Source organism: Paraburkholderia sp. SG-MS1, from assembly GCF_012275575.1.
Taxonomy (GTDB): domain Bacteria; phylum Pseudomonadota; class Gammaproteobacteria; order Burkholderiales; family Burkholderiaceae; genus Paraburkholderia.
This window is the reverse complement of the sequence record NZ_NPIH01000247.1, coordinates 1-15,971: the sequence shown is the minus strand read 5'-3', so window position 1 is coordinate 15,971 and position 15,971 is coordinate 1. Positions and strand designations below refer to the sequence as shown.

The following is a 15,971-nucleotide window of genomic DNA, read 5'->3' as shown; positions in this document are numbered from 1 at the left end:
GCGCGTCGCCATCGATCAACGGGTGCTCGCCGCCGCGCAGCAGAATATCCGCTCGGCCGTGCTGTGCAACACGCTGATCTACGGTCACGGGGCAGTAGCCGGCAGCGCGAGCGTGCAGTTGCCGCGCCTCCAGCGTCAGGCGCAAAAGAGCGGCGTGGTGCGTCACGTCGGCAGCGGCGGCAACGTGTGGTCGAACGTGCATATCGACGACGTCGCTGAACTCTATCGCCTCGCGTTGGAGAAGACGCCGGCGGGCACGTTCTATTTCGTCGAAAGCGGCGAAGCGTCATTCCGCGACATGAGCGCCGCGATCGCACGCGCAATGAAGCTCGGCGCGCCGCAAGACTGGCCGCTCGATGAAGCGCAAAAGGAATGGGGCTATGAGATGGCCTCGTACGGCCTCGGCTCGAACAGCCGCGTGCGCGGCGAGCGCGCGCGCAAGCTGCTCGGCTGGCAGCCGAAGCGCACGTCGGTGATCGAGTGGATCGAGCACGACATGCTGCTGGCCGCCGGCAAGACATCGTAAGCCGTGTAAGCAGGGCCGTTGCGAATCCGTAAGCTCGTGCCGATAAACTCGCGCTCACCTGACCGTGCGATTCGACCATCAGGGTCGCACACGAGCCCGGATTTTATCGATGAATCTTGCGTTGAACTTCGACTGGCTGACCAACCTGCTGGCGATTCTGTTTGTCGTAGCGTGCCTGTACGACGCACGCTACGACGAATACGGCGTCCTGACGCTGAGCGCGGCCGCGATGGGTCTCGTCGTGATGGCGATCGAGTTTTTCCTCAAGCCCGCCTTCGACATGGCGCTTTGATGGGCGAACAACGCGGCAAGACATGCAAGCCGCTTCGCCCGCGCCCTTTCACGCCAAACGGGTATTGCACCGTTCAGCAACCGCACGCGTCACACCCGCCGCGCGTTTCATCTTCATAACGATCGTGATGCTTGACCCAGTCGGTCAGACTGCTGGCTTCGTTGCGTCCTTTCGGCGTGACGTCCAGATGCGCGTATGTGTTGATGAAGCGTTCGTCGCCGCGTCCGTAGCACGAATAGGTGTGGTACACGACGCCGTCGCCGTCCTTGTAGAACACGCTATGGCCGTGCTGCTCGTCGATGCCGACGTCCTGCCCGGTGAAGTTGTAGCAGGCCTTCCTGCTGGCTAGCTGCTCGGGGGTGAACGACACGTGATAGTCGAAATTGAAATCGCTGCCGCTCGACGACACCCACGGAAACGTCCATCCCATCCGCTTTCTGAACGCCTCGATCTTCGCGAGCGGTGCGCGCGATACCGTCACGTACGACACGTCGTGATGCTCCAGGTGCGTAACGATCCCCGTCATGTGATCCGACAGGAACGAGCAGCCGACACAGCCCTCTTCCCAATCCGGGCCCATCATGAAGTGATAGACGATCAGCTGACTGCGGCCGCCGAACAGTTCGGCCAGCGTCTTGCGGCCGTGCGGCGTATCGAACCAGTAGGTCTTGTCGACTTTGACCCATGGCAACGCGCGGCGCTTGCGGGCGAGGTCGTCGCCGGCGCGCATATGCGCTTTTTCTTCGACCAGTAGCGCCCGGCTCGCGGCGAACCATTCCTCTCTCGTGCCCATGCGGTGTTGCGGTTCCATTTGCGTCTCCTTCCCTGCTGCATGCAGGTTGTTCAGGTACGCATCAAACGATGCCAGAACGCGTCCCTGGCAGTTCGGATCATCCTGCGCGCCGCGTCGAAAACGGACACCGGGATATCAATGACAGAGTACGCGCATTCGCCATGCGCGCAAGCGGGCGATGCAGCCGGACCGCCCAGGCACGCGGCCAAAAGAATACGCGGTGCACCGCAGATCGATCACTGCGACGCACCGCGTCAAGGTGGAGAACAACCGACTACTGCTCAGTGTGAAGCCGCCCTGCCTCACACCCGTCTGTCTCCTGCGTTCCCAGCCACGAAAAGATCTGGCAAACGTCGTGCGCGACCATACCTGCCTTTGCGCTCAGATCGCCCAGCCGCCAAGATAAAACCCGACCAGCACGAGCGCGATCACCACCGTCCCCGCGTTCAGCTTGCGATACTCGCCGCTCACCACGCGGCCGATGACGAGTGTCGCGAAGCCGAGCATGATGCCGGTCACGATGTTCGCAGTCAGCACGATGAACACCGCGCACATCAGCCCCGACATCGCGTCGACCATGTCGTCCATATGCAGCTTGCTGACGTTCGACAGCATCAGCAGCCCCACGTACATCAGCGCCGGCGCCGTCGCATACGAAGGCACCAGACCGGCCAGCGGCGAGAAGAACATCACGCCGAGAAACAGCAGGCCGACCACCGCCGCCGCCATCCCGGTCTTCGCGCCGGCCGCGACGCCGACCGTCGATTCGATATACGCCGCCGCCGGCGCGCCGCCCAGCAGCCCCGAGAATACGGAGCTCAGCGAGTCGGCGGTCAACGCGCGGCCGCCGTTGATGATGCGGCCGTTGGCATCGAGCTGGCCCGCCTGCCCCGCCACTGCGCGGATCGTGCCGGTCGCATCGAACACGGCGGTCATCACGAGCGCGAGCACGCTCGGCAGTACGGCCATCGACAGCGCGCCCTTGATGTCCATCGCACCGATCAGCGACGCATGGCCCGGCGCGCTCAACGACGGCACCGCGAATACGCCGTGGAACGCGACAGCCGGATCGACCGCGAGCCCGATCGCCGAAATCGCGACGATCACGATCAGGATCGAGCCCGGCACGCGGCGGCGCACCAGCCCGAAAATGGCCGCGAGCCCTGCCACGGACATCAGCGCCGGCAACGCCGTGATCTGCCCGAGCGCGACCGGCAGGCCGGCGCCCGGATTCTTCACGACCAGCCCGACGTCATTGGCGGCGATCAGCAACAGGAATAGGCCAATGCCGATGCCCGTGCCGTGCGCGATGCCGGTCGGCAGATTGCGCAGAATCCACGAGCGCACGCCGGTCACCGAGATCGCGGTGAACACCACGCCCATCAGGAACACCGCGCCGAGCGCGACGTTCGGCTGCAGCCCCTTGCCGAGCACGAGGCCGAACGCGGTGAACGCAGTCAGCGAAATCGCGCAGCCGATCGCGATCGGCAGACGCGCCCACACGCCCATTAGCAGCGAGCCGAACGCGGTGGTCAGGCACACGGCGACGAACACCGCGCTGGTGTCGAAGCCCGCCTTGCCGAACATGCCCGGCACGACGAACACGGAATAGACCATCGCGAGAAAGGTCGTGATGCCCGCGACGATCTCCTGACGCTGCGAGCTGCCGCGCGACGAGATGTCGAAATAGCGGTCGAGCAAGCCCTTCGCGTCGAACGACTCGGTCGCGACTTCGGAAATCGCCTGGGCGTGGGGTTCCATCATGATGAGTGCCTCCTTTATCAGCATGCTGAAACGGCCGTCGATACGGCCGTCGTCAGGGTTCGTCTCGTTGAATTGATTGATGTATGGGTGCTTCGCTCTGCCCGCTTCGCTTTTGCTGCCTTGTTCTGTTGCATCGAAATGTAGGCCAACACAAATATGTCTCCAATCGCATGGATGGCATGCCGGACATGTCGCGACGCTTATATCGTTCAGGAGACGCCACGGCCGCCGACGCGCCGCGCGTTTACACCTACGGCTTGTCATGAAGAGGCGAAAGGCTTCTGAGGACTGCGTGAGTTTCGCGCCCCGCCAGCCCTCGGCGAATGCGCGGCGGACGGCATGAAGCATGCTGGTGACCACGCTCGCGAATGCCTGCAAAATCGGGGCCGCCCGGGCTCGCGGGTTACACTCTGGCCCGTACCTGTGATAACCGCGGCGGCCTCTCGCGCCCGTCCGCACCGGCCCATGGAGTTTGTCCCGATGACTGGCGGTTTTTCGCGTCCTGCCTGGCGCGTGCTGATTCTCGCTGTCGCGCTTTTCGCGCTGTCCGGCTGCAGCCTGTTGNGCGCGCCGGTGGCGGCCTCCGCGCCCGAGCCGGTCGAAACCGAGGCGAACGAACCCGAGCAGCCGAAAAAACCGAAAAAGCCGGTCGTCAAGCCGCATAAGGTCGAGCCTGCGCCGCCGCTCGCGCCGCCGCCGCCGCCGCCTCCTCCTCCCGCGCCGCTGATCGTGCTGCGCACGATCGAGCGCAACGAGGCGCACGCGCTGCTCGACAGCGAAGTGCAGAAGCCAGACGGCAAAGTGGTCGGCCGCGCCGTCGACATGACCGCCGATGCGCTCGGCAAGCCGCGCGAGATGGTCGTCAATCTGCAAGGCTTCCTCGGCGTGGGCGACCGCAAGGTGAACTTCCCGTGGGGCGCGTTCCGCTTCACGCCGACCGCCAAGTCCGCGCCGATCACGCTTAACGCTGCGGCGGTGCCCACCAGTGCGGCCAAATCCAATGTCGTGCAGCTGCCGCTGATCGACGCCACCGTCGAGCGTTCGAACGGTGCCAAGGTCGGCCGCGTGATCGACGTGCTGATCGATGGCAATGCGCAGCCGCAGGCCGTGGTGCTCGACGTCAACGGCATGGTCAGCACCGAGCGGCGCACGATTGCCGCGAACTGGTCGGCGCTGCACTTCGTCACGCGCGATAAAGAACTGCGTCCGCTCATCGATTTGAGCGACGCGCAGATCAACGCGACGCCGCCCTACGCCAACGACAAGCCGATTCGGGCGGTGTCGCCGGCGCCGCCGCCCGCGCCCGCACCGACGCCTGCGCCAGCCGCCGCGTCGGCGCCTGCCGCCTCGACGGCCGTCGCGGTATCCAACGCACGGGCGGCCCGATGACCGGCCGCACGATGGTCACGGCGCGCAGTCTGCGCGCGCTCGATTGGCTTAATTTTTTCGTCGCCAATGTGCAGACGGGCTTCGGGCCCTTCATCGCGTCGTATCTCGCGTCGCATAAGTGGACCCAGGGCGAGATCGGCATGGCGCTCTCGGTCGGCACCATCAGCGCGATGGTGAGCCAGGTGCCGGGCGGCGCCGCGGTCGACGCGCTGCGCAACAAGAAAGGCGCGGCCGCGTGGGCGATCATCGCGATCATCCTGAGCGCGGTGCTGCTGGCCGCCAGTCCGACGGTGCTGCCGGTCATCGCCGCCGAGGTGTTCCACGGCTTCGCCAGCTGCATGTTGACGCCGGCGCTCGCCGCGATTTCGTTCGCGCTGGTGGGCCGCGCGAATCTCGGCGACCGACTCGGGCGCAATGCGCGCTGGGCGTCGATCGGCAGTGCGGTGGCGGCCGGCTTGATGGGCGTGTTCGGCGAATACTATTCGCCGCGCGCGGTGTTCTGGCTGACCGCCGGGCTCGCAGTGCCCGCGCTGATCGCGCTGTCGATGATCCAGCGCACCGATACCGTCGTGTTGCCGAAGGCCGCGCCCACGCCACAGCAGCTCGAACGGCGCGAGAGCTTGCGCGAGTTGCTGCGCGATAAGCGCATGCTGCTGTTCGCGGCTTGCATCGTGCTGTTCCATCTGTCGAACGCGGCGATGTTGAATCTGGCCGCGGGCGAAGTGACGGCCGGCATGGGCGACAACGTGCAGCTCGTGATCGCGGCGTGCATCATCGTGCCGCAGGCGATCGTCGCGATGATGTCGCCGTGGGTCGGGCGCTCCGCCGAACGCTGGGGACGCAGGCCGATCCTGCTGCTCGGCTTTTCGGCGCTGCCCATCCGCGCGTTGCTGTTTGCCGGAATCAGCAGCCCGTATCTGCTGGTGCCGGTGCAGATGCTGGACGGTCTGAGCGCCGCGGTGTTCGGCGTGATGCTGCCGCTGATTGCCGCCGACGTCGCCGGGGACAAGGGCCGCTACAACCTGTGTATCGGACTCTTCGGGCTGGCGGCGGGGATCGGGGCGACGTTGAGCACGACGGCCGCGGGCTTCGTCGCGGATCATTTCGGCAATGCGGTCAGCTTCTTCGGTCTCGCTGCTGCAGGTGCGCTTGCCGTACTCCTCGTGTGGGCGGCCATGCCCGAAACGCGTGATGCGGCGGCAGCCGGTGACGCGCCGCTCGCTGACGGAGAAAAATCAGCCGCGAGGTGACGGCCGGCGGGCGGCAGGCGAACGCGAATGCGGGGCGGGGCCGGGCCGGGCCGGGCCGGGCCGTCTAGGTTGCCCGTTGGCTACGGCACCGACAAGCGTTGAGGTGCATCGAACCCGCTACGACAACGACTTCGCTCCATATGAAAGAGGCGCGATGAACTGCCCCCGAAGGTTGAATCGGTGTCCAAACTTTTGGGGTGCAGTTCACGGTGAGTGTTTATCGCGCCTCTTTTTCAGTCCGAACATGCCCTCTTCAAGCACCACACGACCCACATCGCAAGTATTGCGACGCGCGTTCCGCCCGACGCCTTAATCAATCGCCCGGCCAGCCGTCTCACGCATCCACGGCAACGGCAGCAACGACACCAGGCCGCAACCGATGAGATACCACGCCGGCGCGAGATTGTTGCCGGAAATCTGGATCAGCCACGTTGCGAAGAACTGCGCGAAGCCGCCGAAGATCGACACCCCCAGGCAATAAACGATCGACATGCCGGTCGCGCGAATCGCACGCGGGAACATCTCTGGCAGCATGACGATATTGGGCACGGCCGTGAACGCGACCAGCACCGCGAGCCCCGCCACCACCGACAGCAACACTGGCACCGTCGGCGCGGCATTGATGATCATGAAAGCCGGGTACACCGCGGCGATCAGCAATACCCGCGACACCCACAGCACGCGCTTGCGTCCGATACGATCGGACAGCGCACCGGCGAACGGCGAACAGATCACCGTCACCACCGCCGCAGCCCATGCCGCCCACAGCGCCGACGACATCGGCAGATGCAGGATCCGGATCGCGTAAGTGGACAGATAGAACAGCACGATGTAATTCGCCGCGGTGCCGCCGATCGTCGTCAGCACACCCATCGTGATGACGCGCGAATGGTCGCGAAACAGCTTGCGCACCGGCTGTGAAGCTGGCACCCCGGCTGCGGGCGTTTGAAGCGTGCCGTCCTCGATGCCGGGCAGCGTTTCATCCAGATGACGCCGGATATAAATGCCGATCGGCCCCATCGCCATGCCGATCACGAACGGCACACGCCAGCCCCAGCTTTCGAGCGCGTCGGTCGACAGCCACGCCGCCAGCGCGACGCCGAGCAGCGAGCCGCACACCGTGTTCAAGCCTTGGCTCACGAACTGCCAACTGCCGTAGAAGCCGCGCGTTTTATCGCTGCCGTATTCGAGCAGCAGCGAGGTCGACGCGCCGATCTCGCCGCCCAGCGCAAAACCCTGAATCAGCCGCGCGAGAATCACCAGCAGCGGCGCGGCCAGGCCGATCGCGGCGTAGGTCGGCGCGAACGCGATCAGCGCGGAGCCGAGCGTCATGAGCCACAGCGTGAGACTCATTGCCGCCTTGCGGCCCGCGCGATCGGCGTAGGCACCGAGCACGACGCCGCCTACCGGCCGCATGATGAAACCCACGCCGAACGTGCCGACCGCCAGCATCAATTGCGCGAGTTGCCCTTCCACCGGAAAATACAGTTGGCCGATGATCGTCGCGAAGAAGCTGTAGATCGTGAAGTCGAAAAACTCGAGACCGTTGCCGAGCGTGATCGCGGCAATCGCTTTCGCTTGATGCATGCGCTCGGCCGGCGCTGTGGTCTGTCCTGCGGCCGACGCGTTCTGTCTGCCGGGCGCATCGGCGCCTGTGGGTTGCGGTGTGGCGGAATAGTCCATCTGTCTCTCCGTGATGTGCTTCCTGCTGACGCAGCGCATCGCGCTTGCGTCCGCATGGCCTGCTATGGCATGCCGTGGCCTGCGTCAAACCAGAAACGTCTGCGCGAGTCGCACCCAGTAGGCCGCGCCGGTGGCGAGGCAATCGTCGTTGAAGTCATAGCCCGGGTTGTGGACCATGCAGCCGCCTTCACCGTCGCCATTGCCGATGATCAGGTAGCTGCCCGCACAATGCTCGAGCAGGAATGCGAAATCTTCACTGCCGGTGAGCGGCTGCATGTCGGCGATCACTCCGTCTTCGCCGAGCCAGTCGAGCGCGACCTGGCGCGCGAGGCCGGTCATCTGCGCGTCGTTGACGAGCACCGGATAGCGGCGCTGATAATCGACCTCGGCACGCGCACCGAACACGGCAGCCTGCGCCGTGGCCACCGCCGTGATGCGCTCCTGCAGGTAGTCGCGCACCTCGGGTTTGAGCGCGCGCACGGACAGGCGCATCTCGGCGGTCTCCGGAATCACGTTGGGCGCTTCGCCCGCGTGAATCGCCCCGACGGTGATGATCGCCATGTCGAGCGGCGCGATGTTGCGCGAGACGATCGACTGCAAGGCCAGCACGATTTGCGCGCACACCACGACCGGATCGACGGCCTTGTGTGGCACCGCCCCGTGGCCGCCGCGCCCCGTCACCGTGATGATCACAGTATCCGACGAGGCCATGAACGCGCCTGGCAGGAAGCCGAATTTGCCGGTGGGAAAGCCCGGCATGTTGTGCATCGCGAACACCGCGTCGCAGGGAAACTGCTCGAACAGGCCGTCTTCAAGCATCTTTTTCGCGCCGGCCAGGCCTTCTTCGGCCGGCTGGAAAATCAGGTTCAAGGTGCCGTCGAAGCTCTTTTCCTGCGCGAGATGTTTGGCGGCGGCCAGCAGCATCGCGGTGTGTCCGTCGTGGCCGCATGCGTGCATCTTGCCGGGCACCGTGCTCGCGTACGGCAAGCCAGTGGTCTCGTGAATCGGCAGCGCGTCCATGTCGGCGCGCAGACCCAGCCTGCGCGTGCCGTTGCCGACCTTCAGCTGCCCGACCACGCCCGTCTGACCCAACCCGCGATGCACCGTGTAGCCCCACTCCCGCAGGCGTTCGGCCACGAGGTCGCCGGTGGCGAATTCCTCGTAGGCCAGCTCCGGCTGCGCGTGAATGCGGCGGCGCAGCGCGATCATTTCGTCTTCGAGTTCGGCGATGCCCGCCGGGATGGCCATGGTGTTCACGTGTCGTCTCCATTGATGAAAGCGTGAACCCAGCATAGCGACGCCGATTTTCCGGTGGCAGGCGTAGAATCGTTGCGGCAGCAACTCCTGGTTGCCACCCTCAGCTCACCTTCTTCAGATGAAACTGCATCAGCTCAGTACCTTGGCCGCCATTGCGGATACCGGAAGTATCCGGGCTGCAGCACGTACGCTGGCGCTTTCGCCGGCCGCGGTGACCAAGGCGATGCGCGAACTGGAAGCCGATCTGCACGCGCCGCTGCTGGTGCGCAGCGCGAGCGGCGTCGCCTTCACAGAGTTCGGCCGCGCACTGGTCGTGCATGCGCGCCTCGTGCTCGGGCAGTTGCAGCGCGCCCAGGCGGAGATCGAAGCGTTGCGCGGCGCGGCTGCCGGCAAGCTGTCGATCGGCGTCACGCCATGGGTCGCGCTGACCTTTCTGCCGCCCGCCGTGCAGCGGTTCCGGCAACGTATGCCGGAAGTTCAACTGGAGTTTTTCGAAGGCCTGCTCGCGGTGGTGCAGCCGCGCCTGCGCGACGGCAGCCTCGATTTTTCGATCGGCCGGCCGCCGCCCGCGTCGCCGCAATCGGAGTTTCACAACGTGCCGCTCTTTTCGACGCATTCGGCGGTGGTCGCGCGGCGGGATCATCCGCTGGCCGGCTGCCGCACGCTGCTCGAACTCGAAGACGCGGAATGGGTGCTGAACTGGGACCCGGCGAGCCGGGAGTCGATCTCGGACAACCTGTTCCGCCAGCGTGGCATGCGCGTGCCGCACACCATTCATCTCGCGCATTCGCTGTCGATCGTGCTGGGGCTGCTCGCGCACACGGACATGCTCAGCATCTTTCCGTGGCCGCTCGTCGAAGTGACGCTCGCGAAAGAGAACCTTTGGGCGCTGCCCTTGCGCGAGACGGTCGATGAAACCATCGTCAGCATCACGTCACGGCGCGGCGCGCCGACCAGTCCGGCGGCTCAGTGCTTTCTCGGCTGCCTGCGCGAAGTGATCGACGAAGGGGCGAACTCGCCGGACCCGGAGCAGCGCCGGCTGTTTCATTCGATCGAGTTGCTGCTTTGAGTGTGGCACGCGCAAGGCGGCGCGAGGCGCCCGGCACCCGGTCACTTAATCGAGAAACTCCGCGGCCCGCTTGCGCAACACGACGCCGAAGTCGTCGAGCCAGCCGATCGACAGGCGCCAGCTCTGCCAGTACAGATCGACGTCGATGTGCTTGCCCGGCGCCATCTCCACCAGTTCACCGCTCGCCAGATGCGCGGCGATCATCCGCTCCGGACACATGCCCCAGCCGAGCCCCGTCACGCAGGCCCGCAAAAAACCGGCGACGTGGGGAATCCAGTGCAACGGCGGATCGAGTTCCGCGCGCGTGATGCGGCGCATGAAGCGCTTTTGCAACTGGTCCTTCGGATTGAAATCGACGCACGGCGTGCCCCGCAAACTGTCACGCGTGACGCCGTTGGCGAAATAGCGCGCGAAAAACGCGGGCGAACAGACCGCCATATAACGCATCCGCCCAAGCCGCGTGGAGCGGCAGCCTTGCACCGGTTCGGCCTGGGTCGTGACCGCGCCTTGCACGCTGCCGTCGCGGATCCGCTCGGCCGTGTGATCCTGATCGTCGATCACCAGATCGAGCAGCATCTCGCGCTCCGCGCAGAACGGCGCCACGGCGTCGATGAACCAGGTGCCGACGCTGTCGTCGTTGACCGCCACGCGCAAGGCCGGCCACGGCTCGACCAGCGCGCCGGGCAGCGCCGGCAGGCGGCCATTCAACTCTGCTTCGAGCAATTGCACGCGCTCGGTATGCCGGCACAACAGCGCGCCCGAGGTTGTCGCGACGCACGGCTGGCCGCGCTTGACGAGTACGCTGCCGACCCGCTCCTCCAGCAGCTTGACCCGCTGCGACACCGCCGACGGCGTGACGTTCAGTTCGCTGGCCGCGCGGTCGAACGAACCGTGGCGCACCACGGCCGCCAGCGCGTCGAGCAACGCATAGTCGAGCATTAGCGTTCCTTAATCGGCATTAAGTAAATTAGCTTCTCTTATGAGACGCAAAAACGCAGACTAGTCCCGTTCGCTTCTTCCGTCTACTGGATTCGTTTTATGAACTGGCTATCCTTTTCTCACGGCGCCGCCCTGTGCGCATCGCTGATCGTGACGATCGGCGCGCAAAACGCGTTCGTGCTACGTCAGGGCATCATGCGCTCGCATGTCGGCAAGATCGTCGTGCTGTGCGCGCTGTCGGACTTCATTCTGATCGGCGCGGGCGTCGGCGGCGCCTCGGTGCTCGTGGCACGCTACCCGGTGTTCGTCCACACGATGCTGTATGTCGGGCTCGCCTATCTCGCGTGGTTCGGCATCAACGCGCTGCGCCGCGCGGTGCGCCCCGGGCATGCGGTGCTCGACGCCCAGGCGAACGGCGCGCCGCCCACGCAACGCGCCATGCCGATCATCCTGATGACGCTCGCGCTCACCTGGCTCAACCCGCACGTGTATCTCGACACGTTCCTGCTGATCGGCACGGCCGGCGCGCGCGAGCCGCAAGACGCACGGCTCGCGTTCGCGCTCGGCGCGATGGCGGTGAGCGGGATCTGGTTCATCGGTCTCGGCTACGGAGCGCGTGCGCTGGCGCCGCTGTTTCGCCGGGCGACCGCATGGCGCGTGCTGGATGGCGCGATCGGCAGCATGGTGTTGCTGCTTGCGGTGACCCAGTTGCGGTAATCGCGACCCGTTGCGGGAAAGGCGCGGTTCAAAGCGCCGCCGTGCGCTGCATGCGACAACGTCCAGGAACCGCTGTTACGCCACTTCTGCTTTCTGCGCCGGGTCGTGCCCGGCGAGCGTATCGGCTTGCCCGACCGGCACGAGCTTCATGAGCCGCGCGAGCACCGGCCACCTGATCAAAGACTGCTGAAACGCCTCCTTCGCCTGCCCGTCGAAGTAGCGCGCCGGATTGACTTCGGGCACACGGCGCGCGAGGCCGGTGATGTCATCCACCGGCCAGCCGGCGACATCTGCGGCGACATTCCCGACGGCCTTCCCTGCTGTCTTCACCGCCGCCTTCGACGCAGCCATGCCGCTATCGTTCGTCGTCGCCGCCATCATTTGCCATCCACCCATACGCCGTCCGGCGTCTTCACGACATAGCCCGATGCCGTCTTCATCGTCACGGTCCCTTCGTTTTCGCCGACCATCTGCGTTTGCGGCAGATTCATCGCGTACTGCGACAAGGTCACGCCCGGCTTGAACGGGCTGTTCGACACGAGGTTCGACAGCAGTTGCGCGAGCGCGAGAAAGCTCGACGGATTGTCGATCACCGTCGTCGGCCCATGGTTGCCCTGGAAGCCGACCAGCCGCACACCGGCCGGACCATGGATGACGCGCGGCGTCGGAATCTCGCGCAGGCCGGCTACCTGGTTCGCGTCGCCGCGCAAGGCCGCGCCGTGTTCGGGCACGAACACGATCACCGCGCGCCGGCCCGATGCCGCGATCAGATCCGCGAACCGGTCGAAGTCGCTCATCAGCTTGTTCACGCGCTGCGGGTACGAATCGAGGCTCGACAGCGTGCTGTCCGGCAGACGATTACCGTCGTGCAGACTGATCGTGTTGTAGTACAGCGCGACCGGTCCCGGCGTGCTGGCGCGCTGCGCGTACCAGTTGGCGAGCGTCGCGTAATCGTCGCGAATCGCCGAACCGTCGAACGCGTGCATCGCGACCGGCACGCTGGCATTCGAAATCATCGGCACGTTCGGCACGCCGGCGTTGTCGTGCACCAGTTGCAGGAAGTTGTCGAAGTGGCCGTCGTGGTTCAGCATCGTCTGCGGGGTGTAACCCGCCTGGGCGAGATCGGCCAGCAGATGGCACTGTTGCGGCGAGTCCTTGTAAAGGTCCGCGTGCGCCTCCTGTCCGCAACTCGCGCGCAGCACGCGAATCGCGGCCGGTCCGCTATAGCTCGCCGCCGTGCTGAAGTTCGTGAACAGATAGTCGAAGTGGCTCAGCATCGGGTGATTGCGCGCCTTCACGGCATCGAGGTCGTCCCACGACAGCGAGCAGATGTGCAGCACGATCACGTCGAATTGCGTGTCCGGATCGGCGCCGAGATGGCCGAACGTCACCTGGCGCTGCGATTCCTGCGTGCGGAATGCGGCGAGCGCCGCGTTATGGTCGAGCGGCTGCGCGGCGAGCGCATTGCCCGATGCTGCCACCACGGGTGCGCTGCGCCATTGCGCGAGTACCGTGCTGCCTTCCTGCCACATCGGAATCGCGACCAGCGCGATCAGCACGAAGGTCGCGACGCGCAGCCAGCGGTTCACGATCAGGTAAGCGACCAGAGCACCGAGCGCGCCGAGCAGCAGCATCGGCGGCAGAAAACGCTGCGCGAGCTCCAGCCAGTAGCCGAAGCTGAAGGTGGTGAGGTTGCCGAATTCTTCGGTCAGACGCGAGAACGGCGGCACGTTCGCTTCGTGGTACATCAGCGGTATGCCGATCGCAAGTCCGAGCAGGTTGCGCAACGCGCGCAGGCCGCGATGCCTGAGCGTCGCGCTCGCGGCGAGCAGCAGCGCGAAGCCGAGGTTGACGAGCCACAGCGGTTGCAGATGCCCGCCCGCGAACAGGTACAGCTTGACGATGAAGTACAGGTTCCACAAAGTCATGAAGAGAGTTCTCACATTGGCCGGGCGCGCACGCCAGCGGCATTAATAGCGTGTACGGTCCAGCGCGAACAGCGACTGGCACACGCGCAGCACGCCGCTCAGCAGTCGCGAATAACCCTCGATGCCCATCGTCAGCACGTCCTTCAGGCCCCGCAGCGGGGTGTCCTCGACGGTTTGCTCGCCCCAGTCGAGCCATGCGTCCGCGCGGCCGAACGTGCATTGCACCATCTGCCGTTCCTGTTCGAGCGTCAGGCCGTCGAAGCGCACGCCCAGATGCTTGCCGACGAAACGGCTCACATAAACGGGAAAATGAAACTGCCGGTCGCCTCGGCTCAGGCATACGCCGAGGCTGTCGCCGGGCGCGAGCTTCAACGCCGGATCGACTTCGAGACCGAGTCCGCCAGTCGAATAATCGCTCGTGGTGCAGGCGAGCGTCGTGCCGTCCGCGAGCAGCAGCGTGGCCGCCGCGCGCATCGCGATCCGGTGGGTCACGCGCACCTGCTTCGCTTCGCGCGCCACGCTCGCCGCCGCGCCGAGCATCACGAGGTTGTAGAGCGTCCAGAACACATTCATGAGGATCGTCGCGGTCTCGTCGCTCTGGCCGAACACGAACCGGTACGCGCCCGCCAGCAGCGCGCACACGTTCAGTCCGAGCAGTACCAGATACGGCTTCGACACGGCCCAGTCGAAATACCCTTCGTCGATGCGTCCGCCCTTGTCGGTCACGTTGAACTGGCCGTGCTTCGGACTGAAGAAGGCGATGGTGGTCGGCAGCGCGATATACCAGGCGAGCACCGATTCGTACACTTCGGCCCAGAACGAGTGACGGAATTTGCCCTGCATCCGCGAGTTCGCGATGTTCGCGAGCACGATGTACGGCAGCACAAAGCCGGCGATGGTGGTCGCCGACGCGTTGATGAAATACATCTGGAAAAACAGATACGCCATCGGCATGGTCAGGAAAATCAGCCGCGGGATGCCATAGAAAAAATGCAGCATCGCGTTGCCGTAACAGAGCCGCTGAAAAAAGCTCAGGCCGCGGCCGAGAAACGGATTGTCGATGCGGAAAATCTGCGCCATGCCGCGTGCCCAGCGCGTGCGTTGCTTGATGTGGCTCGCAAGACTTTCGGTGGCGAGACCGGCCGCCTGCACGGTCGGCAGATAAGCGGTCGTATAGCCGCGCCGATGCAGTTTGAGCGCGGTATGCGCATCTTCCGTGACCGTCTCCACCGCGACGCCGCCCACTTCTTCGAGCGCCGTGCGCTTGATCACCGCGCACGAGCCGCAGAAGAACGACGCGTTCCACAAATCATTGCCGGATTGCACGAGCCCGTAAAACAGGTTGCCTTCGTTCGGCACGCGGCGGAACGTCCCGAGGTTGCGCTCGAACGGATCGGGCGAGAAGAAGTGATGCGGCGTTTGCACCATCGCGCAACGGGCGTCGCGCAGAAACGTACCCATCGTGGTTTGCAGAAACGAGCGCGTCGGCACGTGATCGCAATCGAAGATCGCGATGTACTCGCCGTGGGTCTTTTCCAGGGCGCGGTTGATGTTGCCGGCTTTCGCGTGCCGGTTGTCGTCGCGAGTCAGGTAGCCGATGCCGCTGTCGTGCGCGAACTGTCTGAATTCTTCGCGATGGCCGTCGTCGAGCAGATAGACGCGCAGCCTGTGCGCCGGCCAGTCGATGCCCTGCGCGGCGAACACGGTCGGCCGCACCACCGACAGCGGCTCGTTATAGGTCGGAATATAAATGTCGACGCTCGGCCAGCTCGCGGTGTCGGCGGGCAGTTCAGCGACCGCGCGGTTCAGCGGCCACGCGGTCTGCACGAAGCCGAGCAGCAGAATGACCCACGTATAGGCTTCGGCGCCGAACAGCAGATAGCCGAGAATCGCCTCGCCCGGCGTCTGGAACGACAACGTCTGCGTGACGCGCCACCAGACATAGCGCGCCATCGCGAGCAACGCGAGGGTCGTGAGGATCAGCACCGGCATGCGGCCCGGGAAGCGGCGCAAGATCAACGCGACGACCACCAGCACTGCGAAGAATTCAAACTGACCATCCGACGACAACGGCGAGGTACCGATCATCGTCCACAGGACTGCGCCCGCCAGCACGATGAGCGGCAGCAACCAGCGAACGTGGCCGACGCGCTGCGTGGCGCTTTCGAGTTGTGCGCCCCAGCGCTGCCACGGCAGGCGCGGCAGCATCGCTTCGACACGGCGGTGCAGGCGGCGCCAGCGCAATAGCACCGGCACCAGCCAGCGGTCGACCCACGCGAGCACGGCGCGCACTTGCGCGGCGGCGCTTCGCTCGGACAGGCGCGGCGAGCGGATGAAAGCGCGCCACAACCAGGCGCGCAGGCG

Annotated in this window: 14 protein-coding genes; 6 read left to right on the top strand and 8 right to left on the bottom strand. The window is 65.3% G+C overall.

The features are described from left to right. Together CIC12_RS24890 and CIC12_RS24885 are read left to right on the top strand one after the other, a co-directional pair. Positions 1-526 (top strand): NAD-dependent epimerase/dehydratase family protein (locus tag CIC12_RS24890; protein ID WP_168667977.1); only part of this gene is annotated, 526 nt, incomplete at its 5' end. Between the two features lie 109 nt (positions 527-635). Further along, entirely contained in the window at positions 636-818 is a 183-nt protein-coding gene (locus tag CIC12_RS24885) for a hypothetical protein (RefSeq protein WP_121318886.1), read from the top strand. A gap of 73 nt (positions 819-891) precedes the next feature. Here the strand turns inward: CIC12_RS24885 and CIC12_RS24880 are convergent, their stop codons facing one another. Continuing rightward, the gene (locus tag CIC12_RS24880) at positions 892-1,629 is read right to left on the bottom strand and encodes a DUF899 domain-containing protein (RefSeq protein WP_168667975.1); all 738 of its coding nucleotides are present in this window, start codon (positions 1,627-1,629) and stop codon (positions 892-894) included. Between the two features lie 363 nt (positions 1,630-1,992). Beyond that, positions 1,993-3,375, bottom strand: coding sequence for an NCS2 family permease (locus CIC12_RS24875; protein ID WP_168667973.1), 1,383 nt, complete (start codon positions 3,373-3,375; stop codon positions 1,993-1,995). Positions 3,376-3,855: 480 nt separating this feature from the next. Between CIC12_RS24875 and CIC12_RS24870 the strand changes: the two genes are divergently transcribed. After that, the gene (locus tag CIC12_RS24870) at positions 3,856-4,764 is read left to right on the top strand and encodes a PRC-barrel domain-containing protein (RefSeq protein ID WP_168667971.1); all 909 of its coding nucleotides are present in this window, start codon (positions 3,856-3,858) and stop codon (positions 4,762-4,764) included. After that, positions 4,761-6,014: an MFS transporter gene (locus CIC12_RS24865; protein ID WP_168667969.1), complete on the top strand. Its 1,254-nt coding sequence runs from the start codon at positions 4,761-4,763 to the stop codon at positions 6,012-6,014. The genes CIC12_RS24870 and CIC12_RS24865 overlap by 4 nt, the downstream gene beginning before the upstream one ends. Before the next feature lie 309 nt (positions 6,015-6,323). Here the strand turns inward: CIC12_RS24865 and CIC12_RS24860 are convergent, their stop codons facing one another. Both CIC12_RS24860 and CIC12_RS24855 read right to left on the bottom strand, forming a co-directional pair. Then, entirely contained in the window at positions 6,324-7,697 is a 1,374-nt protein-coding gene (locus CIC12_RS24860; RefSeq protein WP_168667966.1) for an MFS transporter, read from the bottom strand. Positions 7,698-7,781: 84 nt separating this feature from the next. Then, complete coding sequence (locus CIC12_RS24855) at positions 7,782-8,954, bottom strand: amidohydrolase (RefSeq protein ID WP_168667964.1); 1,173 nt, start codon at positions 8,952-8,954, stop codon at positions 7,782-7,784. Positions 8,955-9,072: 118 nt separating this feature from the next. Here CIC12_RS24855 and CIC12_RS24850 point away from each other — a divergent pair, with 118 nt between their 5' ends. Further along, a complete protein-coding gene (locus tag CIC12_RS24850) occupies positions 9,073-10,023 on the top strand; it encodes a LysR substrate-binding domain-containing protein (protein WP_168667961.1) in 951 nt (316 codons plus the stop codon). A gap of 45 nt (positions 10,024-10,068) precedes the next feature. Here the strand turns inward: CIC12_RS24850 and CIC12_RS24845 are convergent, their stop codons facing one another. Next, positions 10,069-10,962, bottom strand: a complete 894-nt coding sequence (locus tag CIC12_RS24845; RefSeq protein ID WP_168667959.1) for a LysR family transcriptional regulator ArgP — start codon at positions 10,960-10,962, stop codon at positions 10,069-10,071. Between the two features lie 99 nt (positions 10,963-11,061). Between CIC12_RS24845 and CIC12_RS24840 the strand changes: the two genes are divergently transcribed. After that, the gene (locus CIC12_RS24840) at positions 11,062-11,679 is read left to right on the top strand and encodes a LysE/ArgO family amino acid transporter (protein ID WP_168667957.1); all 618 of its coding nucleotides are present in this window, start codon (positions 11,062-11,064) and stop codon (positions 11,677-11,679) included. A 75-nt stretch (positions 11,680-11,754) separates the two neighbouring features. On the opposite strand, the gene CIC12_RS33920 is transcribed toward CIC12_RS24840, so the two are convergent. From CIC12_RS33920 to bcsA, 3 genes are all read right to left on the bottom strand, one after another. Then, complete coding sequence (locus CIC12_RS33920) at positions 11,755-12,060, bottom strand: hypothetical protein (RefSeq protein ID WP_238812882.1); 306 nt, start codon at positions 12,058-12,060, stop codon at positions 11,755-11,757. After that, positions 12,057-13,607 carry a cellulose biosynthesis protein BcsG gene (gene bcsG, locus CIC12_RS24830; protein ID WP_168667955.1) on the bottom strand — a complete coding sequence of 517 codons (1,551 nt, stop codon included), beginning with the start codon at positions 13,605-13,607 and terminating at the stop codon, positions 12,057-12,059. Before bcsG ends, CIC12_RS33920 begins: the two co-directional genes overlap by 4 nt. A 42-nt stretch (positions 13,608-13,649) precedes the next feature. Next, positions 13,650-15,971: UDP-forming cellulose synthase catalytic subunit (gene bcsA, locus CIC12_RS24825; RefSeq protein WP_168667953.1), on the bottom strand; the 2,322-nt coding region annotated here is incomplete at its 5' end.